Annotated in this window: 22 protein-coding genes and 4 tRNA genes; 8 read left to right on the top strand and 18 right to left on the bottom strand. The window is 58.4% G+C overall.

The features are described from left to right. The first annotated feature begins 682 nt into the window (after window positions 1–682). Window positions 683–3,577 (top strand): ribonucleoside-diphosphate reductase subunit alpha, encoded by a 2,895-nt coding sequence (locus AB4O45_RS06110; protein WP_460161201.1) that lies wholly within the window; start codon window positions 683–685, stop codon window positions 3,575–3,577. 1,025 nt (window positions 3,578–4,602) lie between these two features. On the opposite strand, the gene flgE is transcribed toward AB4O45_RS06110, so the two are convergent. The 6 genes from flgE to AB4O45_RS06140 all read right to left on the bottom strand — a co-directional run bounded on the left by flgE (window position 4,603) and on the right by AB4O45_RS06140 (window position 9,736). Further along, entirely contained in the window at window positions 4,603–5,937 is a 1,335-nt protein-coding gene (gene flgE / locus AB4O45_RS06115) for a flagellar hook protein FlgE (RefSeq protein ID WP_041479563.1), read from the bottom strand. A gap of 31 nt (window positions 5,938–5,968) precedes the next feature. After that, window positions 5,969–6,697, bottom strand: a complete 729-nt coding sequence (flgD, locus tag AB4O45_RS06120; RefSeq protein ID WP_016773615.1) for a flagellar hook assembly protein FlgD — start codon at window positions 6,695–6,697, stop codon at window positions 5,969–5,971. A 15-nt stretch (window positions 6,698–6,712) separates the two neighbouring features. Beyond that, the gene (gene flgC / locus AB4O45_RS06125; RefSeq protein ID WP_016773614.1) at window positions 6,713–7,156 is read right to left on the bottom strand and encodes a flagellar basal body rod protein FlgC; all 444 of its coding nucleotides are present in this window, start codon (window positions 7,154–7,156) and stop codon (window positions 6,713–6,715) included. Window positions 7,157–7,159: 3 nt separating this feature from the next. Then, complete coding sequence (gene flgB, locus AB4O45_RS06130; RefSeq protein WP_016773613.1) at window positions 7,160–7,570, bottom strand: flagellar basal body rod protein FlgB; 411 nt, start codon at window positions 7,568–7,570, stop codon at window positions 7,160–7,162. A 359-nt stretch (window positions 7,571–7,929) separates the two neighbouring features. Further along, a complete protein-coding gene (gene cheR, locus AB4O45_RS06135; RefSeq protein WP_016773612.1) occupies window positions 7,930–8,757 on the bottom strand; it encodes a protein-glutamate O-methyltransferase CheR in 828 nt (275 codons plus the stop codon). Between the two features lie 46 nt (window positions 8,758–8,803). Then, a complete protein-coding gene (locus AB4O45_RS06140) occupies window positions 8,804–9,736 on the bottom strand; it encodes a chemotaxis protein CheV (protein WP_016773611.1) in 933 nt (310 codons plus the stop codon). An 82-nt stretch (window positions 9,737–9,818) separates the two neighbouring features. On the opposite strand from AB4O45_RS06140, the gene flgA reads away from it, so the two are divergent. From flgA to AB4O45_RS06160, 4 genes are all read left to right on the top strand, one after another. Continuing rightward, window positions 9,819–10,580 carry a flagellar basal body P-ring formation chaperone FlgA gene (gene flgA, locus AB4O45_RS06145; protein WP_073472167.1) on the top strand — a complete coding sequence of 254 codons (762 nt, stop codon included), beginning with the start codon at window positions 9,819–9,821 and terminating at the stop codon, window positions 10,578–10,580. A gap of 162 nt (window positions 10,581–10,742) precedes the next feature. Next, entirely contained in the window at window positions 10,743–11,069 is a 327-nt protein-coding gene (gene flgM / locus AB4O45_RS06150) for a flagellar biosynthesis anti-sigma factor FlgM (RefSeq protein ID WP_016773609.1), read from the top strand. A gap of 48 nt (window positions 11,070–11,117) precedes the next feature. Further along, complete coding sequence (locus AB4O45_RS06155; protein ID WP_016773608.1) at window positions 11,118–11,585, top strand: flagella synthesis protein FlgN; 468 nt, start codon at window positions 11,118–11,120, stop codon at window positions 11,583–11,585. Window positions 11,586–11,674: 89 nt separating this feature from the next. Further along, on the top strand, window positions 11,675–12,421 hold the full coding sequence (locus AB4O45_RS06160; protein WP_041479276.1) for a flagellar brake protein: 747 nt from the start codon (window positions 11,675–11,677) through the stop codon (window positions 12,419–12,421). Window positions 12,422–12,494: 73 nt separating this feature from the next. On the opposite strand, the gene AB4O45_RS06165 is transcribed toward AB4O45_RS06160, so the two are convergent. The 6 genes from AB4O45_RS06165 to AB4O45_RS06190 form a co-directional block, all read right to left on the bottom strand. After that, window positions 12,495–13,877, bottom strand: coding sequence for an MFS transporter (locus AB4O45_RS06165; protein WP_056788086.1), 1,383 nt, complete (start codon window positions 13,875–13,877; stop codon window positions 12,495–12,497). 69 nt (window positions 13,878–13,946) lie between these two features. Next, entirely contained in the window at window positions 13,947–15,188 is a 1,242-nt protein-coding gene (locus tag AB4O45_RS06170; RefSeq protein WP_191637002.1) for a glutamine synthetase family protein, read from the bottom strand. Window positions 15,189–15,505: 317 nt separating this feature from the next. After that, window positions 15,506–16,198, bottom strand: a complete 693-nt coding sequence (locus AB4O45_RS06175; RefSeq protein WP_016773604.1) for a sensor histidine kinase — start codon at window positions 16,196–16,198, stop codon at window positions 15,506–15,508. Beyond that, the gene (locus tag AB4O45_RS06180; RefSeq protein WP_016773603.1) at window positions 16,195–17,799 is read right to left on the bottom strand and encodes a tetratricopeptide repeat-containing response regulator; all 1,605 of its coding nucleotides are present in this window, start codon (window positions 17,797–17,799) and stop codon (window positions 16,195–16,197) included. Before AB4O45_RS06180 ends, AB4O45_RS06175 begins: the two co-directional genes overlap by 4 nt. Beyond that, window positions 17,759–18,298 carry a hypothetical protein gene (locus tag AB4O45_RS06185; RefSeq protein ID WP_460161202.1) on the bottom strand — a complete coding sequence of 180 codons (540 nt, stop codon included), beginning with the start codon at window positions 18,296–18,298 and terminating at the stop codon, window positions 17,759–17,761. The genes AB4O45_RS06180 and AB4O45_RS06185 overlap by 41 nt, the downstream gene beginning before the upstream one ends. 4 nt (window positions 18,299–18,302) lie before the next feature. After that, window positions 18,303–18,379, bottom strand: a tRNA-Arg gene (locus tag AB4O45_RS06190). 298 nt (window positions 18,380–18,677) lie between these two features. Here AB4O45_RS06190 and AB4O45_RS06195 point away from each other — a divergent pair. Both AB4O45_RS06195 and AB4O45_RS06200 read left to right on the top strand, forming a co-directional pair. Next, the gene (locus AB4O45_RS06195) at window positions 18,678–18,911 is read left to right on the top strand and encodes a hypothetical protein (protein ID WP_315435897.1); all 234 of its coding nucleotides are present in this window, start codon (window positions 18,678–18,680) and stop codon (window positions 18,909–18,911) included. A gap of 20 nt (window positions 18,912–18,931) precedes the next feature. Further along, window positions 18,932–19,111: a PA3371 family protein gene (locus AB4O45_RS06200; protein WP_016773599.1), complete on the top strand. Its 180-nt coding sequence runs from the start codon at window positions 18,932–18,934 to the stop codon at window positions 19,109–19,111. Here AB4O45_RS06200 and phnN read toward each other — a convergent pair. Then, window positions 19,086–19,655 carry a phosphonate metabolism protein/1,5-bisphosphokinase (PRPP-forming) PhnN gene (gene phnN / locus AB4O45_RS06205; protein WP_056788074.1) on the bottom strand — a complete coding sequence of 190 codons (570 nt, stop codon included), beginning with the start codon at window positions 19,653–19,655 and terminating at the stop codon, window positions 19,086–19,088. The genes AB4O45_RS06200 and phnN overlap by 26 nt on opposite strands. A 388-nt stretch (window positions 19,656–20,043) precedes the next feature. On the opposite strand from phnN, the gene AB4O45_RS06210 reads away from it, so the two are divergent. Continuing rightward, window positions 20,044–20,370, top strand: a complete 327-nt coding sequence (locus AB4O45_RS06210; RefSeq protein WP_003178899.1) for an Arc family DNA-binding protein — start codon at window positions 20,044–20,046, stop codon at window positions 20,368–20,370. A gap of 256 nt (window positions 20,371–20,626) precedes the next feature. Here AB4O45_RS06210 and mgtE read toward each other — a convergent pair whose 3' ends face one another. The 5 genes from mgtE to csrA form a co-directional block, all read right to left on the bottom strand. Then, window positions 20,627–22,069, bottom strand: a complete 1,443-nt coding sequence (mgtE, locus tag AB4O45_RS06215; protein ID WP_016773597.1) for a magnesium transporter — start codon at window positions 22,067–22,069, stop codon at window positions 20,627–20,629. An 854-nt stretch (window positions 22,070–22,923) separates the two neighbouring features. Then, window positions 22,924–23,000: transfer RNA gene (locus AB4O45_RS06220), tRNA-Arg, on the bottom strand. A gap of 72 nt (window positions 23,001–23,072) precedes the next feature. Then, a tRNA-Arg gene (locus tag AB4O45_RS06225) sits at window positions 23,073–23,149 on the bottom strand. A 107-nt stretch (window positions 23,150–23,256) separates the two neighbouring features. Beyond that, window positions 23,257–23,347 (bottom strand) — tRNA-Ser (locus AB4O45_RS06230). Between the two features lie 62 nt (window positions 23,348–23,409). Next, window positions 23,410–23,598 carry a carbon storage regulator CsrA gene (csrA, locus tag AB4O45_RS06235; RefSeq protein WP_002554426.1) on the bottom strand — a complete coding sequence of 63 codons (189 nt, stop codon included), beginning with the start codon at window positions 23,596–23,598 and terminating at the stop codon, window positions 23,410–23,412. Between the last annotated feature and the right edge of the window lie 98 nt (window positions 23,599–23,696).

The following is a 23,696-nucleotide window of genomic DNA, read 5'->3' on the forward strand; positions in this document are numbered from 1 at the left end:
TCTGTCATGTTTCAGGAGGATAAAAATGCCCGTGCACCCAGCGATTGTATAAACGCCGATCACCCGGAAAACAAGTCGGTAAATGCGTTCGGACAAGGCGGAATTCTGTGATAGGGTTCGCGCCCTTAAAAAACCGCTGAAGCGTTTTTCCAGGCAAAAAAACAGTGACAAACGGTCTGGCTCAGCAGGTTCGCGGCCTACACGCGTTTTCCCTGTTTCTTACACAAATTACGCACAGGCTTATCCACAGGTAGTACATTGCAATCCCCCCTGAAACGCATTATCTTGTAGCACGGCGAAAACGGAGACCCTACATATAGGGTTTTCACCTAAAACGCCCAACCACATTTCAGACCTGAAACTCAAGTGCTTTATGGCCGGTTTCCGGTAGAACAAGCGAGTTTTTTCAAGCCCAAACCGCACTGGCGGATGGCACCGTTTTATTTGGTCCGAAACGGACAAAACGGTATGGGTGTTGCAGTCATGACTGCCACCCGCGAAGGAATCCGGTGGCGAGCTTCGGCTCGTAACCAAAACTTCGGCAAGGATGCGGCGTTGCAGCCTTTTTCCTACTGTTCCGAAGTTTGTAATGCCGACGCCCGTCGGTTGCAGTGCTTCGGTACAGAACGGTGAGCACCATGACGGTGCCAAACAAACATAGAGAATGTGGAGACCACCCCCCATGCAAACCGACACAACTCGCGAGAACCCGCAGGGCACCTTGCCGCAGGCCGCCGATTCGACTTCGGATCTGGCAGCCACCGCGCCTGGCCAGCTGCGCGTGATCAAGCGTAATGGCACTGTCGTTCCTTACACCGATGACAAGATCACCGTCGCTATCACCAAAGCGTTCCTCGCAGTTGAGGGCGGCACCGCTGCCGCTTCGTCGCGAATCCACGACACCGTTGCGCGCCTGACCGAACAGGTCACTGCGACCTTCAAGCGTCGCATGCCATCGGGCGGCACCATCCACATCGAAGAAATCCAGGACCAGGTCGAACTGGCCCTGATGCGTGCCGGCGAGCAGAAAGTTGCACGCGACTACGTGATCTACCGTGACGGCCGTTCGAAAGAGCGCGCAGCTCACGCTCCTGCCGAAGCTGCGGTCAACGCTCACCCGTCGATCCGCATCACCCGCGCCGACGGCAGCCTCGCGCCGCTGGACATGGGCCGCCTGAACACCATCGTCATCGAAGCGTGCGAAGGTCTGGAAGAAGTCGACGGCGACCTGATCCAGCGCGAAACCCTGAAGAACCTGTATGACGGCGTGGCCCTGACCGACGTCAACACCGCCCTGGTGATGACCGCCCGTACTCTGGTCGAGCGCGAGCCGAACTACTCGTTCGTTACCGCCCGCCTGCTGATGGACACCCTGCGTGCCGAAGGCCTGAACTTCCTCGAAGTCGCCGAAAGCGCCACCCATCACGAAATGGCCGACCTGTACGCCAAGGCACTGCCGGCCTACATCGCCAAAGGTATCGAGTTCGAACTGCTGAACCCTGTGCTGGCCACCTTCGACCTGGAAAAACTGGGCAAGGCGATCAACCACGAGCGCGATCAGCAATTCACCTACCTGGGCCTGCAGACCCTGTACGACCGTTACTTCATCCACAAGGATGGCGTACGTTTCGAGCTGCCGCAGATCTTCTTCATGCGCGTGGCCATGGGCCTTGCGATCGAAGAGAAGCAGAAAGAAGACCGTGCGATCGAGTTCTACAACCTGCTGTCCTCGTTCGACTATATGGCTTCGACCCCGACCCTGTTCAACGCCGGTACCCTGCGTCCACAGCTGTCGAGCTGCTACCTGACCACCGTGCCGGATGACCTGTCGGGCATCTATCACGCGATCCACGACAACGCCATGCTGTCGAAATTTGCCGGCGGTCTGGGCAACGACTGGACGCCGGTGCGTGCGCTGGGTTCGTACATCAAGGGCACCAACGGCAAGTCGCAAGGCGTTGTGCCGTTCCTCAAAGTAGTGAACGACACCGCTGTGGCCGTGAACCAGGGTGGCAAGCGCAAAGGCGCTGTGTGTGCCTACCTGGAAACCTGGCACATGGACATCGAAGAGTTCATCGAGCTGCGCAAGAACACCGGTGACGATCGTCGTCGTACCCACGACATGAACACCGCCAACTGGATCCCTGACCTGTTCATGAAGCGCGTCTTCGATGACGGCAAGTGGACCCTGTTCTCGCCATCCGAAGTACCGGACCTGCACGACCTGACCGGTAAAGCCTTCGAAGAGCGCTACGAGTATTACGAAGCGCTGACCGAGTACCCGGGCAAGGTCAAGCTGTTCAAGACCATCCAGGCCAAAGACCTGTGGCGCAAGATGCTGTCCATGCTGTTCGAAACCGGCCACCCATGGCTGACTTTCAAGGACCCGTGCAACCTGCGCAGCCCGCAGCAGCACGTCGGCGTGGTCCACAGCTCGAACCTGTGCACCGAGATCACCTTGAACACCAACAAGGACGAAATCGCCGTTTGCAACCTGGGCTCGATCAACCTGCCGAACCACATCGTCGACGGCAAGCTCGATACCGCCAAGCTGCAACGCACCGTGAACACCGCCGTGCGCATGCTCGATAACGTGATCGACATCAACTACTACTCGGTGCCGCAAGCGAAGAACTCCAACTTCCGCCACCGCCCGGTCGGTCTGGGCATCATGGGCTTCCAGGACGCTCTGTACCTGCAGCACATCGCCTACGGCTCCGACGCTGCCGTCGAGTTTGCCGACAAGTCGATGGAAGCGGTCAGCTACTACGCGATCCAGGCTTCCTGCGACCTGGCCGACGAGCGCGGCGCCTACGAGACGTTCAACGGTTCGCTGTGGTCCAAGGGCATCCTGCCGCTGGATTCGCAACAGATCCTGATCGAACAGCGCGGCGAGAAGTACATCGATGTCGACCTGAAGGAAACCCTTGACTGGGCACCGGTTCGCGCCCGTGTACAGAAAGGCATCCGTAACTCGAACATCATGGCCATCGCACCGACCGCGACCATCGCCAACATCACTGGCGTTTCGCAGTCGATCGAACCGACCTACCAGAACCTGTACGTGAAATCGAACCTGTCGGGCGAATTCACCGTGATCAACCCGTACCTGGTTCGCGACCTGAAGGCTCGCGGTCTGTGGGACTCGGTGATGATCAACGACCTGAAGTACTACGACGGTTCGGTGCAGCAGATCGAGCGCATTCCGCAAGAACTCAAAGAGCTCTATGCGACCGCGTTCGAAGTGGACACCAAGTGGATCGTTGACGCCGCCAGCCGTCGTCAGAAGTGGATCGACCAGGCCCAGTCGCTGAACCTGTACATCGCCGGCGCATCGGGCAAGAAGCTCGACGTGACCTACCGCATGGCTTGGTACCGCGGTCTGAAAACCACCTACTACCTCCGTGCCCTGGCCGCGACCAGCACCGAGAAGTCGACCATCAACACCGGTAAGCTGAACGCTGTTTCCAGCGGCGGCAACCACGGCGACGATTCGGTCCTGGCCGCTCCGGCAGGTCCGGCGCCAGTGCCAAAGGCCTGCGCGATCGACGAGCCGGATTGCGAAGCTTGCCAATAAGCTGAGCTGAGATCAGGCGTTGCGAGACGCCTGAGATCTCGAGACAAAAGAAAACCCTCGACAGACTTCAGGTTTGTTGGGGGTTTTGTTTTTTGGCGGCCTTGGCGGCCTCTGGGCCGACCAGGCTCTTGGGGTTTTGGGTGAATATCCGTTTTCTCGGTGCTGCGGCTGGCGGTTTCGCTCTTACAGCGAGTCACCTTTTTCAGACGCCAAAAAGGTAACCCAAAAGGCTTTGCCCCGGCGTACGGCCCGCTCGCTGGGGCTCGGGGTACCTTCGTTACGGGACCGATCCGGGCGCAGCGGCTCCGGTTGGCTTCGCTGCACCTACACTCGCTGTGTACGACTGCGTCGTACGGTCGCTGCGCTCCCACCCCCGGATCGATCCCGTAACGAAGCCTGCCGAAGGGGCAAAAGATCAAAAGCCGGATCAAAAGCCAGAGCAAAAGCAAAAGCAAAAGCAAAAGCCAGATCAAAAGATCGCAGCCTTCGGCAGCTCCTACAGTTGGATTGGGTACCACTTCAAGAACAGGTCGGCTGACATGCCGCCTTCGCGAGCAAGCTCGCTCCCACAAAAAGGCAAAAGCAGCGCAGCTGCCCGCGGCGAAGCCGCCCCACTCAACAATGAGCGCAAGCTCGAGTGCTCTTGATCTTGATCCACCGGCGACGTCGGAAGGCTGAGCGGAGGGATTGATCCGGGCGTGGGAGCGCAGCGACCGTCTGGCGCAGCCAGACACAGCGGAAGGAGGTGCAGCGAAGCAAACCGGAGCCGCTGCGACCGGATCGATCCCGCAGCGAAGGAACCCGAGCCTGCGAGGGCCGAACGCAGGAGCTAGCGTTTTTTGCTTACTTTTTTAGGCGCTTGTAAAAAAGTAAGTCGCCGTCAGGCGAAACCGCCAGCAGCCGCTACCGAAGCAACGGATATTCACCCAAACCCCCAACAGCCTGGTCGGCCCAAAGGCCGCCACGGCCAAAAAAAAAGCCCCTCAAAAACCGAGGGGCCCAAAAAAACCAGTCAGAAACCCGAATCAGGTCATCTGAATAATGGTCTGCATGATCGTGCTCTGAGTCGAAATGGTCTTGGCGTTCGCCTGATAGTTGCTCTGACCCTTGATCAGATCAACCAGCTCATTGGTCAGGTTAACGTTCGACTCTTCCAGCGAGTTGGACACCACCTCACCCAACGTACCGGTCTTCGGCGCGTCGTAGCCCGGAATACCCGAAGCGAAAGTCTCTTTCCAGCTAGTGCCACCAACAGCCTGCAAGCCCTGTTCGTTGGTGAAGCTGGCCAGCGCAACCTGGCCGATCGCCTTGCTCTGGTTGTTGCTGAAGTTGGCAAACAGCGTACCGGTGCCGTCGATGGTCAGATTAGTGATCTGGCCAGTGGCGTAACCATCCTGAGTCGGGATCGTACGCGAGGTATCAGCGTTGTACTGAGTGGTGTTGGCCATCGAGATGGTCACGCCATTCGGGTTCGCTGCCGCGCCGTTAGGCGTAAACACGCCATTGGTCACAGTGCCCGGCACCCAGCCGGTCATCTTCAGATCGCTGCTGATGATCGGGTTGGCTGGATCCGCCGGGTTAGGCGTGCTCACCTGAACCAGCTTGCCGGAGCTGTCGAACGACAATGTCGAGGCAACCGGCGCAGTGGTCACAGGGTTGCTGCCGGTAGCGTCCGGGTTACGGCCATCGACCAGGGTGTAAACCTTCCAGGTGTTCCCGCCAGTCTTGACCATGTACTGGTCCATGACGTGGGCGTTGCCCTGGGTGTCATAGATCGGTGTGCTGAAGGACTTGGTGTAAGTCTCAGGCTTCGACGGATCAAACTTGACGGCGCTGGCGCCGGTATCAACGATCACTGGCGAAGACGAATTGAGGTTGATGCTCGAGGTCACCGCAGAAGACGACTTCGGCGCCAGGTTCGAAGTGTCGATCTTCAGATCGGTCAACACGCCGTTGATGATCTTGCCGTTGGCATCCACACCGTAACCCTGCAGACGCGAGGTGTAGTCGGTGTTGGTGATGTAACCGGCGTTGTCGACCTTGAACGTACCGGCACGGGTGTAAGAGATCGAGCCGTTGTTGCTCATGGTGAAGAAGCCGGAACCGTTGATGCCCATGTCCAGCACGTTGCCAGTGTTGTTGATGTCACCCTGGGTGAACTGCTGGGAAACGTTGGCCAGGCGCACGCCGTTGCCGATCACTTTGCTGCCGCTGCCCAGACGAGTCGACGAATAGACGTCTTCGAATTCTGCGCGCGAGGATTTGAAACCGGCGGTGGCGACGTTGGCGATGTTGTTGCCGGTGACGTCGAGTTGTTTGTTGGCGGCATAGAGACCGCTAAGGCCGATGTTAAAAGACATGTTCCACTCCTTCGTGCCGGGTTAGTCGGCTCTATATACCAATGGTTTGTACTTTGGACAGGGCAACGGTGCCCTTGCCGGCCAGGTTGAGCATCAGCTCGCCACCGGTCTGGCTGATCGTCACGCTGTTGACGGTCGCCGGCAGGTAGGTCGCCAGGTCGGTCGCGGTGCCGTTGATCGGTGCGTTGGCCTTGAACGTGTAAGTGCCGACCGGAACCACGGTGCCGGCGGTGTCCTTGCCGTCCCAAGTGAAACTGGCATCGCCGGCAGCGCGGCTGCCCAGGTCGATGGTGCGCACGGTCTTGCCGTCCTTGTCGGTGATGGTCACGGTGCCGCCGGCAATCGACGACGGCACGGTGACCGAACCGGTCAGGCCTTTGCTCGGGTCATCGAGCTGGGCGGTGTTGGTCTGCACGATCACGTTGCGACCGACCAGCGACGACGCTTGCAACGCCTGCGACGAGTTGTAGTTGCCGGCAAGGCCACTGACAGTGGAGTTCAGCGTGGTGATGCCTTCAAGGCTGCTGAACTGCGCCAACTGCGCGACGAAGGCACTGTTGTCCTGCGGGTCGAGCGGGTTCTGGTTTTTCAGCTGGGTGACCAGCAATTGCAGGAAAGCATCCTTGCCCAGCGCCTGGCCGCCTGTGGCACTGTTGGTCGCCGAAGCGATGCCGCCCGACGTCGTGCTGCTGGCCTTCTTCGACGAGTTGGCCAGGATGTCGTTCATGCTCAGGCTGCTGGTGGTATCCGTAACGCTCATTGCAGTCGCCCCTTATTACTGACCGAGGGTCAGTACCTTCTGCATCATGGTTTTGGCGGTGTTCATCATTTCCGCGTTGGTCTGGAACGAGCGGCTCGCGGAAATCATGTCAGCCATTTCTTCCACCACGTTGACGTTCGGGTAGTAGACGTAGCCCTTGGCGTCGGCAGCCGGATGGTTCGGCTCGTAGCGCGCTTCGAGGTTGCTCTGGTCTTCGACAACGCCAAGCACCTGCACGCCCTGCCCGGCCGCGTCCTGGTTCTGGAAGAGCGAATTGCTGCCGCCGGCCTGGCCGCCCTGGAACATGGTGGCGAACACCGGATGACGGGCGCGGTAGGTCTGGTCGATGCTCGACGAAACGGTTTCGGCGTTGGCGATGTTCGAGGCCACGGTGTTCAGACGCGTGGTCTGCGCGCTCATGCCGCTGCCGGCAATGTTGAAAACGCTGGACAGGGACATGGATTATTCTCCGCGCAGGGCTGACACCAGCCCTTTGAATTTGCTGTTGAGCAAGGTGAAGCTGGCCTGGAAGCCGACGGCGTTTTCCGCGTAGTTCGACTGCTCCAGTTGAGCGTCAACGGTGTTCTGGTCGATCGAAGGCTGCATCGGCGTGCGATACATCAGCGACTCGTCGCCGTTGCCCAGCCCTTCAGCCTCGATGTGCCGGCTGTTGGTCATGTTCAGGGCAAAGTGGCCGCCGGTCTTGGTCTTCTCGGTCTGTGCTTCGAGCACTTTGGAGAAATCCAGATCCCGCGCTTTGTAGTTCGGGGTGTCGGCGTTGGCGATGTTGTTGGCCAGCACTTCGGCACGCTGGGCGCGGAAGCCCAATGCCTTTTCGTGAATGCCCAGCGCTTTGTCGAAGCTGATGCTCATGTCGGGAACCTTCAGGTGACCGGTTTTTCGTATCTGAGCTTTAGCAAGCGCCGTGCCAAATGATCAAAGCCCCGTATTCCGGGGCTTTGCGCCTGACAGGCAAAGCGGCAATGCCAGAAAAGCGGCAACCGGTTACCGCCGGATGCCGCTTTTCTGCCGCTTGCCGTCGTTGCCAGGTCAGCGCAGATCCCTGTGGGAGCGAGCCTGCTCGCGAAGGCGGCGTGTCAGGCGCCAACTGTCTTATGGACAGACCGCTTTCGCGAGCAGGCTCGCTCCCACAGGGGATTCGTGGAAAATAATTCGGGCATAAAAAAAGGAGGCCTTTGCGGGCCTCCCGTTTTTGTATCAGCGCAAACCGCTTATTTCGCCTTGTAGATAATCCCCGGGCTGCACTGAACCATCTGGTAATGATCCGGCAATCCGTTCAGCGCTTCCGAAGCGCCAAGGAACAGATACCCGCCCGGCTTCAACGTGCTGTGAATGCGCAACAGGATGTCCTTCTTCACTTCGGCAGAGAAGTAGATCAGTACGTTGCGGCAGAACACGATGTCGAACTTGCCCAGCGCCGCGTAGCTGTCGAGCAGGTTGAACGAGCGGAATTCCACCCGGCTCTTGATCGGCGCCTTGACCACCCAGCGCCCCGGCCCTTTCGGGTCGAAGTAGCGTTGCAGGCGTTCCGGCGACAGACCGCGACCGATCGCCAGGCTGTCGTACTCGCCGGTCTTGCAGTTGTTGAGCATCAGGCCCGACAGATCAGTGGCAACGATCTGCACGCCCATCTTCAACTGACCCAGGTTGCTACGCTCGAACTCGTCGATCGACATCGACAGCGAGTACGGTTCCTGTCCCGACGAGCAGGCCGCCGACCAGATCCGCAGACGCTGGTTGGGGCTGGCCTTGATCGCTTCCGGCAGTACCTTGTTCTTCAAGACTTCAAACGGATAGGTGTCGCGAAACCACAGAGTTTCGTTGGTCGTCATGGCATCGACCACCTGCTCGCGCAAACCGCTGCGCGGCTGGGTCTGGATGCGCTGTACCAGCTCACCCAGGGACTTGATGCCTTGCTGCTCCATCAGTTTGTTGAGACGGCTCGAGACCAGATACTGCTTGTTTTCACCGAGCAGAATGCCACAGGCTTTTTCCAGGAAGACCCGGAACTGTTCGAAATCCAAATTACCCGTAGACAATGATGCCGCCTCTTAAATCGTGTTGACCGCCAGGGGCAGAAGGCCCCTAGCTGATATCTGCTGCTTTGATCCGGTCGACTACCCGGGATGCGAGGTCATCAGGACGGAATTTGGCCAGGAAGTCATCAGCACCGACTTTCTTCACCATCGCCTGATTGAATACCCCCGACAACGAAGTATGCAGGATGATATGGAGCTTTTGCATGCGTGCGTCGCCGCGGATTTCCGCCGTCAGGGTGTACCCGTCCATCTCCGGCATCTCGATGTCGGAAATCATCATCAGGAACTCTTCTTCCGGCTTCTTGCCCTCGTCGACCAGCTTGCGCAGGTAATCCAGCGCCTGCTTGCCGTCGTTCAGCGCCACCACTTCGACACCGATGGTCTGCAGACAACGCGTGACCTGCTTGCGCGCCACCGACGAGTCATCGACCGTCAGCACCCGCAGCGACAATGCCTTGGTCTGCGTCTCGACATCGACCACGCCCACCGAAATCGCTTCCGGCGTCGGCGCCACTTCGGCCAGCACCTTCTCGACGTCGATGATTTCGACCAACTGGTTGTCGACCCGGGTCACAGCGGTCAGGTAGTGATCGCGACCGGTGCCCTTGGGTGGCGGATGGATCTCTTCCCAGTTCATGTTGACGATGCGCTCCACCGAGCGGACCAGGAAACCCTGGGTCTTGGTGTTGTACTCCGTGATGATCACGAACGGACTGTTCTTGTCTTTCAACGCACCGGAGCCCGTTGCCATTGCCAGATCCAGGATCGGAATGGTCGCTCCCCGTATATTCGCTACCCCGCACACGACAGGACTGGATTTGGGCATCAACGTCAGGGACGGGCATTGCAACACTTCCCGTACCTTGAACACGTTGATCCCATAGAGCTGCGGCCCGTCGAGACGGAACAACAGCAGCTCGAGGCGATTCTGCCCTACCAGTTGCGTGCGCTGGTTCACCGAATCCATTACACCAGCCATGCCCAGACTCCTACACCAACGCCAAGTGTTGTTGCGACGCACATTCATTGCTAAACGGCACGGCGCTTGCTTTTTAACTCGTATGAACGCTCAAACGACATTTTCCCGACGCCTGACATCTTCCCTTCGCAAAGGGCTTTGCGCGGTGTCCGCCGTTTGCTGCTTGCTTGCTGGCAGTCCTGCCCATGCAGATGCGGTTACCTTGCCTGATATGCTTATCGGCGTGACTCAGGGCTTTCTTGAATTCACCGTAGAAGACTATTTGGCTTCCAGTCAAACCGAAGGCCGCTACGAAATCGAAGTCAACCAGCTCGACCCGCGCATGCGCATGCCCATGTGCGACAAGGAATTGACAGCCACGCTGGAGAGCCCGGCACGCCCGCTGGGCCGCGTCACGGTGAAGGTTCGCTGCGAAGGCAGTTCGCCCTGGACGGTGTTCGTACCCGCTCAAGTCCGCCTGTTTCGCGAGATCGTGACGACCACTCGTCCGCTGAAACGCGCCGGCATTATCGAGCCGCAGGATGTGACCTTGCGCGAGCGCGACGTCAGCACGATCAACCAGGGTTTCCTGACCTCCGTCGACGAAGCGATCGGGCAGAAACTTACCCGACCAACGGTCGCCGATCAGGTCATAACTCTGGTGCATCTGGAACAGGCCGAAGTGGTCCGCAAGGGTGACCAGGTGGTGATCACTGCGCGCAGCGGCACCCTTGCCGTACGCATGCCGGGGGAAGCGCTCTCCAATGGCGGAATGAAAGAACAGATTCGAGTAAAAAACCTTAATTCTCAAAGAGTTATCAAGGCGCAGGTGATTGCGCCGGGACAGGTCGAAGTGGCCATGTAAAAGCCTCGTGGAGAAAACTGGCGCCGATCCCGTCGCTTCCCTAAACTGTGCCGCAGCAGGTCTCGCAACGGCGCATGCAAGCTTATGGTTGATTGGGCCTAAAGTTTTTCAGGGGATAGCCGAAAACATGGCAAGCGTCCAAATTCCCAGAGGTTTTTTATCATGGTTATCGATTTCAACCGATTGAACAGTTCCTCGTCACTAACCGGCAGCACACGTACCAGCAACGCCAAGGAAAGCGCTGAAAACAGCCCCTCCGCGCCGCTGAATACCCAGGCCGAACAGGCCAATGTCGCCAAAAGCGGGGAGTCGGTACACCTCAGCAATGAGGCTCAACAGTTGCAGAAGGTCACTGACAAGCTGCGCGATCAGCCTGCTGTCGACAAAGCCCGTGTGGCCGAGTTGAAAGCCGCGATTGCCGATGGCAGCTATAAAGTCGACAGCAACCGTGTAGCCAGCAAACTGCTCAACTTCGAAGCCCAGCGCTAGGCTTTTGCCGGCGCCAGGCTTTTGGACGCTTAAACCCCAAGGCCAGCCATGCACGACACTAACTTATTGCAACTGATCAACGACGACTTTGCTCCAGCGCAACAATTGCTGGAGTTATTGCAAACCGAATCCCTCGCTTTGCATGGTCGTGACATGCCGTTGCTGGAAGAAATTCTGGCGACCAAGCAAGCGTTGATCATTCTGCTCGAGCAGCATGGCCGCAAGCGCAGCGAAATCCTCGCCAGCCTCAACCTGCCGACCGATCGCACAGGTCTTGAGCAACTGGCCAGCCAGTCGAGCATTGGCGACCAGTTGCTGACCCAGGGCGATGCCCTGACCGCGCTGATCGCCCAATGCCAGGCGGCCAACATCAAGAACGGCCAGTCGATCCAGATCCAGCAGGCAACCACGGCCAATCAGCTGAAGATCCTCACCGGCGGTGAGCCGCCAGCGCTTTACGACGCCAGCGGGACCTTTGCCAAACCGGTCAAGCCGCGAACGCTCAGCCAGGCATGAGCCATTCGGTGACCCTGTACTATCCACCTGCGCAACATGCTGGCAAAATACTGGCCAGTCGTCTTATTTTGTCTGGAGATTGAAGAACCGTGTCCAACACCCTAAGCGCGGATGATGCTCCGCAGCCTCCGAAGGTGCTCACCACGCCACTGGAAATCTCCAGCAACCTGCGCCAGCTGCAAGACAGCCACGATCCACTGATCATCACCTTCCATGAACGCAGCCAGCGTTTTCAGAGTTACCTGATCAAGGTCGACCGCGAAACCGCGACGATCGCCCTGGACGAAATGATCCCGCGCGATGGCGAGCGCTTCCTGCAAGCGGGCGAACCGTTCAAGGTCGAAGGCTTTCATGACGGCGTGCGCATCGCTTGGGAATGCAACGGCACGCTGAACATCGAAGAATCCGACGGCGACCGTTTCTACACCGGCGACCTGCCGAGCGAAGTGGTCTACCACCAGCGCCGCAACGCCTTCCGCGCTGCGTTGAAACTCACCGACCTGGTCAGCGTTGAACTGGGCGGCGAAAAGCTCAAGGTTCCTCTGCACGGCAAGCTGCTGGACATCTCCGCCACCGGCTGCAAATTCCGTTTCGAAGGCGACATCACTGATCGCCTGCAACTGGGCCAGGTCTACGACCGCCTGATCGCCCCGCCGCTGTTCGGCAATCAGCCAACATCGGTCGAGCTGCGCTACCTGCACTTCGAAGAAAAACTCAACATCACCTTCGCCGGTCTGCGCTTCCACAACATCAGTGGCCAGGCTGCGCGCAACGTCGAGCGTTTCGTTTACCAGTTGCAGCGTGAAGCACGGCGTTTCGACAAAGACGATCTCTGAGTCGCAGCGACCAATAAAAAGGGCAGTCCTGTGCGGGACTGCCCTTTTTTATGCGCCGATGTTTATGTGCGACTCAAGGCCTGCCACCACTGATATCCGGCGCAGGCTTATCGTCATTGCCGCTGTCCAGTTCGGTTTCAACGACTGCTTCCGGCTGCACTTCGGGCTCTGGCTCAGGAGTGACCGGCGCCGGATCCTGCACCATCTGCTCCTGCACCACCTGCTCATCAACACGCGGGTCAAGCGCCGCCACCAGCGGCGAACTCGACATGCTGTCCGGCATTGCCACGTGATGCAGCGGTGCGTCGTCGACCTGATGCAGGTTGGTGACTGCTTTCGGACGAATCCGCCAGACCAGCACCAACGCGAAGAAACTGAAGAACGCATACAGGCTCTGACTGCCGAGAAACTTCATCAGCACACCCGCCAGCAGCGGCCCGATGCTCGCGCCGACGCCATAGGTCACCAGCAACATCGCGGTCAGCGACACCCGGCGATCGCCTTCGACGTGGTCATTGGAGAACGCCACCGCCAGCGGATACAGGCAGAACTGCACCAGCGAACAGAAGAAGCCGACGACGAACAACACCTCCAGCGGCACCTGCGGCATGATCGCCAACGGCAACGCCGCCACCGCCAGAAACCCGGCAAAGCAGCGAATCAGCAATGCGCGGTCATAACGGTCGGACAACCAGCCCAACGGCCACTGCACCAGCAAGCCGGCAAAAATGCAGCTACCCATGAACAGACCGACCTGCTCGGTCGTCAGCCCCTGTTGCGAGGCGTACAGCGGCGCCAGACCGTAGAACGAACCGATGATCAAACCGGCGCCGAGCACCGTGCTCAGCGATTGCGGCACACGTTTGATAAAGAAGCGCGGCTCCATCGGCGCGGGGTGCAGAGGCGCCGGGTGAATCCGTCGAGTCAGCGTCACGGGCACCAGGCACAGGGCAAAGCACAGCGCCACCAGCATCAGCAGTTCCAGCCCGAGGCCGGGATGCATGACCAGAATCAGCTGGCCCAGCACCAGGCCCAGATAAGAGGCGATCATGTAACCGCTGAACACCAGGCCACGCTGATTGGCATCGGCCTGCTCGTTGAGCCAGCTCTCGATGACCATGTACTGACACATCATGCCCAGACCGACGATCGTCCGCAGCACCAGCCACGCCGGCAGCCAGTCCACCAGACCATGACCGAGCACCGCCGCGCCGACGATCCCCGCACACGCCGAGTAGGCACGGATATGCCCGACCCGGGCGATCAGGCGATGGCCGATCTTGCCGCCCAGCACCAGACCGAAATAGTTGGCCGCCATCAGCGCACCGACCCACAGCCCGTCGACATTGTCGGCGGCCAGACGCAAAGCCAGATAAGTAGAAAGAAGGCCTGAGCCGATCAACATCATCAGCGAGGCGAAATACAGCGCTCGAAAGGATTTCCAGATTTGGCGCATCGGCGTTCCGAGCGGCTCCTTGCAGTAAATACCGGGCGGTCAGAACGACAGCCCGGCAGCAGCGATACGTCAGGCCTGGGCGGCCAGCACACGGCGCTCCCAGGGAGTGATTTCATCAAAGAAGCTGGTCAACTCCATGGTCTTCGAAGCGATGTAGCCTTCGATGAACTCCGACCCGAACAGTTCCCTCGCCAACTGGCTACGTTTCAGACGCTCAAGCGCGGCGTGCAAGGTACACGGCAAGGCCAGATTATCCGGCACGGCGAACTCCCCCTGGATTGCCGCGCTCGGCTCCAGCTCCTGTTCGATGCCGTGCAAACCCGCGGCCAGACTGGCGGCGATCGCCAGATACGGATTGGCGTCGGCGCCCGGCAAGCGGTTTTCGACCCGACGTGCGGCCGGCGAGCTGGCGGGAATACGCAAGCCGGCGGCGCGATTGTCATGGGACCAACAGGCATTGTTCGGCGACGCGTACGGATGACACAGGCGCTGATAGGAATTCACGTTGGGCGCAAACAGTGCGGTGAAATCGGCGAGGCCTGCCTGTTGCCCGCCGATGAAGTGGCGGAACATCGACGTCGGCTCGCCGTTCGAGTCAGTGAAGACATTCTTGCCGCTGCCGATCTCAACGATGCTCTGGTGAATATGCATCGAACTGCCCGGCGTGTGCGCCAGCGGTTTGGCCATGCACACCACGCTCAGTCCATGCTTGAGCGCGACCTCCTTGAGCAGATGCTTGAACAGGAACGTCTGATCGGCCAGCAGCAGCGGATCGCCGTGCAGCAGATTGATCTCGAACTGGCTGACGCCCATTTCATGCATGAACGTGTCGCGCGGCAGGCCGAGGGCGGCCATGCATTTATATACTTCGCTGAAGAACGGCCGCAGGCCGTTGTTGGAACTGACGCTGAACGCCGACTGACCATCCTCGCGACGGCCGTCGAGGCCCACCGGCGGACGGAACGGCTGAGTCGGATCGGTGTTCGGTGCGAAGACAAAAAATTCCAGTTCGGTCGCCACCACCGGCGCCAGACCGTGCGCGGCGTAACGGGCGATGACCGCTTTGAGCTGGCCACGGGTCGAGAGACTTGAGCTCCCCCCGCTCAGTTCGTCGGCGTCGCAAATCGCCATGGCACGCGGCTCGTCGCTCCAGGGCAAACGGTGAATCTGCGCAGGATCGGCGACCAGCGCCAGATCGCCGTCATCGCTGCCGTAGAACCGCGCCGGCGGATAGCCGCCCATGATGCATTGCAGCAGCACACCCCGCGCCAACTGCAAACGCCGCCCCTCGAGGAAACCCTCGGCGGTCATCACCTTGCCCCGTGGCACACCGTTCAGATCCGGGGTGACACATTCAATCTCATCAATGCCGGTCAATCGCTGCGCGAGTGAACCCTGGCCATCGGTTGTCATGACGCAATCCTTGTTGTTGTGCGAGCCGCGAACGGCGACCCGGACAAAATAGGCTGCGGCTGTTCGGAATATCAAGCAGCGCCCACAAAAATCCCGATCTTGTGCAGGAGCCGTAGGAGCTGACGAGTGCAACGAGGCTGCGATCTTTTGCCCTTGATTTTTTCAAGATCAAAAGATCGCAGCCTCGTTGCACTCGTCAGCTCCTACAGGTCATGTCAGGGCAAGTAGAGGCTGAACACCCCACCGCCCAACGGCCCGCCATTGCTGATTTCGGTGCGCCCTTCCACGCCGTTGCGCTGATGCAGCGCCGCGATGCGATTGGCGAAATACAGACCGAGGCCGGTGCTGCCGCTGCTGTGATTGATGCCCTGCACATAATCGGCCTGACGCTCGAGCATCTCTGCTGGATAGCCGTCGCCGTCGTCGTTGATGCTCAGCACCAATTGCCCGGCTTCGTCGCTGACAGTAATCAGCAACGACTCGCGGGCGTAGCGAATCGCATTGTTGATGCAGTTGCCGAGCACCGAAGCGATCAGCTCGCGATCGAAGAAACCCAGCGGGCTCAACGGGTCGACTTCATAAGTGGCGATGATGCCGCGACTGGCGAACACTTCCTGATGCGCGGCCAGTTGCGCCTCGATGAAATCGTCGAGTTCGTGATACGCCGGCTGCAGCGGCAACTGGTTGACGCCGAGTTTGTACAGCCCGAGCAACTGCACGAGCATGCCGTTGAGGTGGGCGAACTCGAAGTCGATCACGCCCTGCTCCGAGCCGTCGCGCAGCTCTTTCGGCAGACGCGCCAGCCATTGGCTGTGCGCCTGCATCAGCATGGCCAGAGAGTTCTTCATGTCGTGAACGGTGGAGGCAATCACCGTGGAAAAATCCAGCGCCGGATCTATTGGGTTCATTCGCCAAACGCCTTGCTTTTCAGCTTCTGATAACGCGCAAACCGCGCGTCGGTGTCGGGCATCAGGCCCACCAGTTTCAGGCAGGCCCGACATTCTTCCAGCTCCGCCGACGGCACACTGGTGTCGGTGCCGTGCAGCAGCGACTGGGCCAGGTTCAGCGCGATACTGATGTTTTTCGGTTGCAGCTTGAGCGCCTTGCGGAACACTTCGCGGGCCTCGACCAGATTGCCGGTCTTGTACACGCGCACGCCCTGACGGTTGAGATCGGCCGCAGCGTTGCTCGAACTGAGAATCGTCGGATCGTCGGTGAGCTTGGCAATGTCTTTCATCACCGCCGGGTCATCACCGTAGATCTCCGCGCAGCTCTTGAGCATCGAAGTGCCCGCCTCGGCCTGACCGAGCATCTGCAACTGCTTGGCCACCAGCAACGCCGCCTCGGGACTCATGAATTGCTCCATGCCATCGAGGCGCATCAGCGCCTGTTCGGTGAGCTTGTCGGCGGTTTCGGCGTCGTTGAGCAACAGGCTGGTGGCTTTCATCAAACGCGCGCGAATCTGCAGACCGGGGTCGCTCGGGTTTTCTTTGGCCACAGCGCTGAGGGTGGTGTTGATCTCCAGTCGCGTACGCGTGTCGAGCCCGCGATCGCTACCCTTGCTGATCAGCGCGTGCGCCAGGCCGAGATTGCTTTCCGGGTCCTTGAAACGCGACTGCGCGCCCTGCGCCACGGCCTGACGATAAGCCCGCGAGGCGGTTTCGAAATCTTCGTTGGCCATCGCCAGTTTGCCGAGCAGCGCCTGACGGCGCACCGCCAGCGGCGACAGACGGATCGCTTCTTCGAGCACTCGCTGCGCGCCTTTGCTATCGCCTTCGGCCACCAGCACATCGGCCATGCCGTCATACAGCGCCGGCATCATCGGAAAGACTTTCAAGGCTTTTTCATAAACTTCTTTGGCCTGCGAGACCTGCCCGCGCTTGAACAGCAACTTGCCCAATCCAGCGAATGCCCACGGCAACGGCCGGTCGGCAATGATGCCGTCATAGAGCCGCTCCAGCGCTTCGTTCTGGTTCATGTCACGCAGGGCGTCGGCGCGGTAGCGCAGGCACAGCGGCGAATAGCGGATGTCCTGCTTGCACAAGGCAATACAGGCATTGAGCACCTCGACCGGCTTACCGCGATCAAGGGCCTGCAGAATCGGTTTGAGCAAAGTCTTGCGTTGCTCCAGACGCTCAAGGCGCTGGGCCAGCCCGGAACGGTTGAACGGCTTGGTCAGGTACGCATCCGGCTCATGCTCCAGCGCACTGAGCACCATCGCCTGACTGGTCTCGGCGGTGACCATGACGAAAACGGCTTCGTGGCTGATGAGCTTTTCCGACATCAGGTCTTCGAGTACCTGCTGGCCGTTCTTCTTGCCGTCGCCGAGGTGGAAGTCCTGAAGAATGAAATCGTAGGACTTCTGCGAGCACATCTTCAGCGCCTGCTCGCCAGTGTCGGCAGTATCGACATCCTTGACGCCGAGCTCACGCAACATCGAACGCACGGAACTGCGGAAATCGGAAAAATCATCGACGATCAGAAAGCTTTTTTGGTGATACGACGACATCGAAGATTTCCAGGCAATTGAAGAAAACGAACCGAGGCGATTTCAGGCGCGCAGATGATAGCTGGAGGCGATGCGCCATCAAGCGATTTCGCGCGAGCCTGAACTCACCGTTCGGGTTATCGGCCAAAAGTGCCGGGGCCTGAGGGTGGAGCTTCAAGAATGTTGCCTGGAGTATTACTCTGCGCGCCTGCTCAAGGATTTGCATAAGGACTGAATCGTGTACATCAAGGGACGCTACATCCTGTCGGCCTTTTTGCTGTTGTTTATCCAGCCAATGAGTGCGGCGGCAATGGATTGCGCAAGTCACCGACATCAGCAGCACGCTCGGCAAAGTCGAACTGAACGGCGACTGATCGTCAGTCAGCACCGGCGCAGAATGATCCGCTGCAACCGCAGAGGTGGAACCCCGGAGTTTGTAACAGTGCAAAACGCCTGTTCGTCGACCAAACCAAAAAGCCCCGTCGCAATGGATAAATGCGACGGGGCTTTTCGTTTTCAAGAAGTGGTGTCCCAGGCGGGGTTCGAACCTGCAACCTTCCCCTTAGGAGGGGGATGCTCTATCCAATTGAGCTACTGAGACACTGATTGAAGCGCGCTGTACGCGGCGCGACAGACGGCGTGCATGTTAACGGCCGGCCCCTGGTTTGTCATGTCGTCCTTAGGGCTTTTTAAGTGTAGGCAGGCGCCGTGCAAGATTGCGGGAACTTTTACCGGGCAATTTGCACTACGCGAAAAAGCGGTCATTGCAGATTGCAATCAGCGGCGCCCGAAAAACCTTACCAAACCCTTGTTTTTAAAGGACTTATCAACCGTTACACTGTTGGCACGGCGACTGCTATGGCTGTTCTATCAAAAAGAACAATTTGGAGCGTCGTGCCATGAACAGCACCCTCTTGCTTGCAAACGCAGCGGCATTGGCTTTCTTGCTCGGATCGCATTTTTTTCCCAAGGCTGACATCGAGCAGGCAGTGGCGCAGCGCATGCCGCATTACTTGCAGGTGCAGAAAGCGCCGCAGTGGGCGGTGCTGAGTGATCGCAGCGATGCCTCTACGCAAATGGTCAGCGAGCCTGAGCTAGCCTCGGCGCCGACCACCGAACGTCTGGTTTTTTGAAATATCTTCAGGAGTACAACATGTCCAAATCAGCGACGGGATTTCTGATCCTCGCTTTACTGAGTGGCGTTACCCATCTGGCGCTGTTCGAGGAGACGGAAGTCACCTTGCCTCTGGTTGGCTGTGGCGTGTTTGCGGTGCTGTTTGTGCTGGCGCTGATTGCAGGGCGCAAGATCAAGTTTGATCCGGTTCTGCGTTGAGCCGGATCAGCTCAAGTAATGCAGAGACAGCTTCAGCAAGATCAACAGAATTTTCGATCTGATGAACGGGGCTGTCGCTGGATCTGCGGTCTTTGAACAGTGCGTTGCGCGCGAGTCTTGCGTCGATTTGCTCAGGGGTTTCCCGGCCACGCTTGAGCAGGCGCTTACGCAGGACCTCATCGTTGACTGTCAGCAGAACCGGAACCAGCGTTGGATATTTCTCCATTGCTTGACGCAGGTTCGCTCTCGAACCGTTAACCAATACGTGCCGGCCCGCTTGCAACCATTCATCCATTTCCCTTGGAATGCCGTAAGAGAGGCCGTTGGCTTGCCAGGCTAAGGAAAAAGCGCCAGCGTGCTGTCGCCGGTCGAACTCTTCAGGCGTCACGCCGATTGCATCTTCGCCGACTGACTCCGCCGATCGGGTAATCACCCGGCGCATCACTTCACAGTTCAACTCACGCAGTGGCTCACGCGCTGCTTCGATCAGGCTGTCCTTGCCCGAACCGGACGGCCCCATCAGGTAAAAAAGCTTGCCATCCATCCCGAAAACGCCCTCCGACGGGTCCTGCCTCTAGTAAATCGGCAAATTGCCACTATCCTGTACACATAGGGATCAAGAATAGCGAGCCGCATAGCATGCACGTTCTAAGGTCTTCGGACATCAACAGATGTGCATGCGAAAGCGGGCAGCGATACGGAAGGATGGAAAGTTTTCCAACCAGTCCGCATTTCTGACAACTGGTGCTGGCATTACGCCTTTACCCGGCTCAATATTTGTCACAGAATTGACGCCAATGATCTGGCAATTTTGAGGCATGATGCCGGCCTCTTAACAATTCAGGTTGAACCAATTGGTCCGGATGCTTGTCCTACCACACATCCTGCGGCCAATCCCGAGAACCGCTCCCCTGAACTAACCGGTTAAATATATGCGCCCATTGAAACAGGCAATTTATTCCAGCCGTACGGCTGACAAGTTTGTCGTACGTCTGCCAGACGGAATGCGTGAACGCATTGCCGAGGTGGCTCGCAATCATCATCGCAGCATGAACTCCGAAATCATTGCGCGCCTTGAGCAGAGTCTTATTCAGGAAGGCGCACTGGGCGAAGAGCTGAGCATGCGCCTGGACAGCCCGGAGCTGTCACTGCACGAGCGCGAGCTGTTGCAGCGCTTCCGTCAGCTGTCGCACCGTCAGCAGAACGCCCTGGTGTCGCTGATCGCCCACGACGCTGAAATGGCCGCAGACGCGTCCTGAGTTATACCGAACATATTGAAGCCAGCATGATTGCTGGCTTTTTTTTGCCCGCGATATGACAGATGGCCGCTTGGCAATGGAGTGTGGCGAGGGGATTTATCCCCGCTGGGCTGCATGGCAGCCCCAAAAACAATGGGACTGCTGCGCAGTCCAGCGGGGATAAATCCCCTCGCCACCGTTACTTGTACTTGCGCCCGTATTTGTTTGGCAGGCACAAAAAAGCCCGTCGATTTGACGGGCTTTTCATTGCACAAGGTCAGAGCAGGAAGATTGTCGCCAACCCGAGGAAGATGAAGAAGCCACCGCTGTCGGTCATTGCGGTGATCATCACACTGGCACCCATCGCCGGATCGCGGCCCATCTTCGCCAGCGTCATCGGAATCAACACCCCCATCAACGCCGCCAGCAACAGGTTGAGTGTCATCGCCGCCGTCATTACCACGCCGAGTGACCAACTGCCGTAGAGCATGTACGCGACCACACCGATCACCCCGCCCCAGACCAGACCATTGATCAAACCGACCGCCAGCTCTTTGCGCATCAAGCGCGAAGTGTTGCCGGTGCTGACCTGATCCAGCGCCATGGCGCGCACGATCATGGTGATGGTCTGGTTACCGGAGTTGCCACCGATACCCGCCACGATCGGCATGAGCGCCGCCAGTGCCACCAATTTCTCGATCGAACCTTCGAACAGACCGATCACCCGCGATGCCACAAATGCAGTGATCAGGTTCACCGCCAGCCACGCCCAACGGTTACGCAGGGATTTCCACACGGAGGCGAAGATATCTTCCTCTTCGCGCAGACCGGCCATGTTGAGGACTTCGCTTTCGCTTTCCTCACGGATCAGGTCGACCATTTCATCGATGGTCAGACGCCCGATCAGCTTGCCGTTCTTGTCGACCACCGGCGCGGAGATCAAGTCGTAACGCTCGAACGCCTGAGCAGCGTCGTAGGCATCTTCGTCCGGGTGGAAGCTCACCGGATCGCTGGCCATCACTTCCGCGACCTGCTTCTCCGGATCGTTGACCAGCAGACGTTTGATAGGCAGCACGCCCTTGAGCACGCCGTCGTAATCGACCACGAACAATTTATCGGTATGACCGGGAAGCTCTTTGAGGCGACGCAGATAGCGCAGAACCACTTCAAGACTGACGTCCTCACGGATCGTCACCATCTCGAAGTCCATCAGCGCACCGACCTGATCCTCGTCATAGGACAGCGCCGAGCGCACGCGTTCGCGCTGCTGGTTATCCAGACTCTCCATCAACTCATGGACAACGTCTCGCGGCAGCTCGGAGGCCAGGTCAGCGAGTTCGTCGGCGTCCATGTCCTTGGCGGCAGCCAGGAGCTCGTGATCATCCATGTCGGCGATCAGCGTTTCACGGACGGAATCGGATACTTCGAGAAGAATGTCGCCGTCGCGGTCGGCCTTGACCAGTTGCCAGAGCGTCAGGCGATCGTCCAGCGGCAAGGCTTCGAGAATGTAGGCGACGTCGGCGGAGTGCAGATCATCGAGCTTGCGTTGCAGCTCGACGAGGTTTTGCCGGTGAACCAGGTTTTCCACGCGGTCGTGGTGCGGACCTTCCTGGCGATGAGTCAGGTCTTCAACGACACGCTGGCGCTGCAGCAACTCGACGACCTGAGCCAGGCGGTCCTGCAGGCTTTCCTGTGTTTTTTTTACTTCGATTTCGGACATAGGCGAACTCCACTCCCAGCAGCGGGGCACGCCGGAAGGATCAATCAGTCAATTCATGATTGGTGAAACGGTTTACTGAACAACTACTGGGTAAGTCCATGGAGGTTTTCCATAAGCCCCGGCGGGGCTGACGGGCGCAATGATACACGCCTGACGGTTTAAAACGTTGAAAAAATCACGGCTGAAACAAGCGCTTGCGAAACAAACCTGAGCGCCTGCCTGACCCGTGCAAATGCGACGACTCATCTTGAAAAGAAAACACACCGGCAATGCAAAAAGCAGCGACTACCCTTGAGCTTAGATCGTCATGGAGGACATCGAATGCCAGCAAAACCAGCGCTTTTTCTACTGACCGCCCTGCTCCACATCACGCCTGCCCACGCCACCACACTTCATCGCTGCCAGGCTGCTGACGGCAGCGTCACGTTTACGTCGATGAGCTGCGCAACTGGCGAGCAACTCTCAACTCAGGAGGTCCACCCGTATTCACCCGGCTGGGTCGCAATCATGCCGGAGTTCAATCACGAAGCTGTGACCGGCATGAAAGACAGCGGACGCGAACCGGGCATCGTCGGCGGCACTGAACATAAATGTGGAAACCTGATCGACAACAGACAGCGGCGCGAAGCGATCATCAACCGTCGAGTGATTGCCGGCATGAGTCAGCGGGACGTCGAAAGCGCACTGGGCAAGCCCGACAAGATCAACACCCGCACATCGACCACGAGCTATCGTTACGACCTCAAGCGAGGCCGCAGTGCTCAAATTGATTTTGATGAAAGAGGCTGCGTGAAGGGAAAAGCCAAATCCCGGACAGCAAAAAAGCCCGCGTTAAACGCGGGCTTCTTGGTATATGGTGCACTCGACAGGATTCGAACCTGTGACCGCTCGGTTCGTAGCCGAGTACTCTATCCAGCTGAGCTACGAGTGCATTTTGTGTTTTTAAACCAGACCACAACTGGCTGAAGCCGAGTTACTCACCTTACAGCAAATAACTCTTAAATGGTGCACTCGACAGGATTCGAACCTGTGACCGCTCGGTTCGTAGCCGAGTACTCTATCCAGCTGAGCTACGAGTGCATTTGTTGCCGCGCATTATAGGCCGTCTAATCTCTATGTCAAACACTTTTTCTAGTAATTTCAACAACTTACAGAAGAAGCCAGATTACGACGTACTAAGCAAATAATGGCGGAGAACGGGGGATTCGAACCCCCGACACCCTTTTGAGGTGTACTCCCTTAGCAGGGGAGCGCCTTCGGCCACTCGGCCAGCTCTCCGCAACACGGGGCGTATATTAACCAGCTTCTTCCCCGTTTGCAAACATAAAAATCGATAAAAATTAATGGCTTGGTTCTTCGTCCTTCTCTTTCTTTATACGCAGGTAAATTTCCTCACGGTGCACCGCAACCTCTTTCGGAGCGTTGACGCCGATACGCACCTGGTTTCCTTTGACGCCGAGCACGGTCACGGTGATTTCGCCGTCACCGATAATCAGGCTTTCCGCGCACCGACGAGTCAGAATCAGCATACCTTTCTCCTTACGCCATTCATTTCAGGGACAACAGTCTGCAAAAAAAAGGCACCCGACCTACAACCGCAGCGATCGTAGCCCTACATGCCTGAGTA

The sequence above is a fragment of the Pseudomonas sp. S2_B10 genome (genome assembly GCF_054668425.1).

Excerpts from the sequence above, each read along its gene's own strand:
- AB4O45_RS06170 (WP_191637002.1), bottom strand. The coding sequence starts at position 15,188 with ATGACCGCCGAGGGTTTCCTCGAGGGGCGGCGTTTGCAGTTGGCGCGG.
- AB4O45_RS06140 (WP_016773611.1), bottom strand. The coding sequence starts at position 9,736 with ATGGCTGGTGTAATGGATTCGGTGAACCAGCGCACGCAACTGGTAGGG.
- AB4O45_RS06110 (WP_460161201.1), top strand. The coding sequence starts at position 683 with ATGCAAACCGACACAACTCGCGAGAACCCGCAGGGCACCTTGCCGCAG.
- AB4O45_RS06180 (WP_016773603.1), bottom strand. The coding sequence starts at position 17,799 with ATGTCGTCGTATCACCAAAAAAGCTTTCTGATCGTCGATGATTTTTCC.
- flgC (WP_016773614.1), bottom strand. The coding sequence starts at position 7,156 with ATGTCCCTGTCCAGCGTTTTCAACATTGCCGGCAGCGGCATGAGCGCG.
- flgD (WP_016773615.1), bottom strand. The coding sequence starts at position 6,697 with ATGAGCGTTACGGATACCACCAGCAGCCTGAGCATGAACGACATCCTG.
- flgM (WP_016773609.1), top strand. The coding sequence starts at position 10,743 with ATGGTTATCGATTTCAACCGATTGAACAGTTCCTCGTCACTAACCGGC.
- phnN (WP_056788074.1), bottom strand. The coding sequence starts at position 19,655 with ATGGATGGCAAGCTTTTTTACCTGATGGGGCCGTCCGGTTCGGGCAAG.
- AB4O45_RS06175 (WP_016773604.1), bottom strand. The coding sequence starts at position 16,198 with ATGAACCCAATAGATCCGGCGCTGGATTTTTCCACGGTGATTGCCTCC.
- mgtE (WP_016773597.1), bottom strand. The coding sequence starts at position 22,069 with ATGTCCGAAATCGAAGTAAAAAAAACACAGGAAAGCCTGCAGGACCGC.
- csrA (WP_002554426.1), bottom strand. The coding sequence starts at position 23,598 with ATGCTGATTCTGACTCGTCGGTGCGCGGAAAGCCTGATTATCGGTGAC.
- flgA (WP_073472167.1), top strand. The coding sequence starts at position 9,819 with ATGAACGCTCAAACGACATTTTCCCGACGCCTGACATCTTCCCTTCGC.
- AB4O45_RS06155 (WP_016773608.1), top strand. The coding sequence starts at position 11,118 with ATGCACGACACTAACTTATTGCAACTGATCAACGACGACTTTGCTCCA.
- AB4O45_RS06195 (WP_315435897.1), top strand. The coding sequence starts at position 18,678 with ATGAACAGCACCCTCTTGCTTGCAAACGCAGCGGCATTGGCTTTCTTG.
- flgE (WP_041479563.1), bottom strand. The coding sequence starts at position 5,937 with ATGTCTTTTAACATCGGCCTTAGCGGTCTCTATGCCGCCAACAAACAA.
- AB4O45_RS06210 (WP_003178899.1), top strand. The coding sequence starts at position 20,044 with ATGCGCCCATTGAAACAGGCAATTTATTCCAGCCGTACGGCTGACAAG.
- flgB (WP_016773613.1), bottom strand. The coding sequence starts at position 7,570 with ATGAGCATCAGCTTCGACAAAGCGCTGGGCATTCACGAAAAGGCATTG.
- AB4O45_RS06165 (WP_056788086.1), bottom strand. The coding sequence starts at position 13,877 with ATGCGCCAAATCTGGAAATCCTTTCGAGCGCTGTATTTCGCCTCGCTG.
- AB4O45_RS06200 (WP_016773599.1), top strand. The coding sequence starts at position 18,932 with ATGTCCAAATCAGCGACGGGATTTCTGATCCTCGCTTTACTGAGTGGC.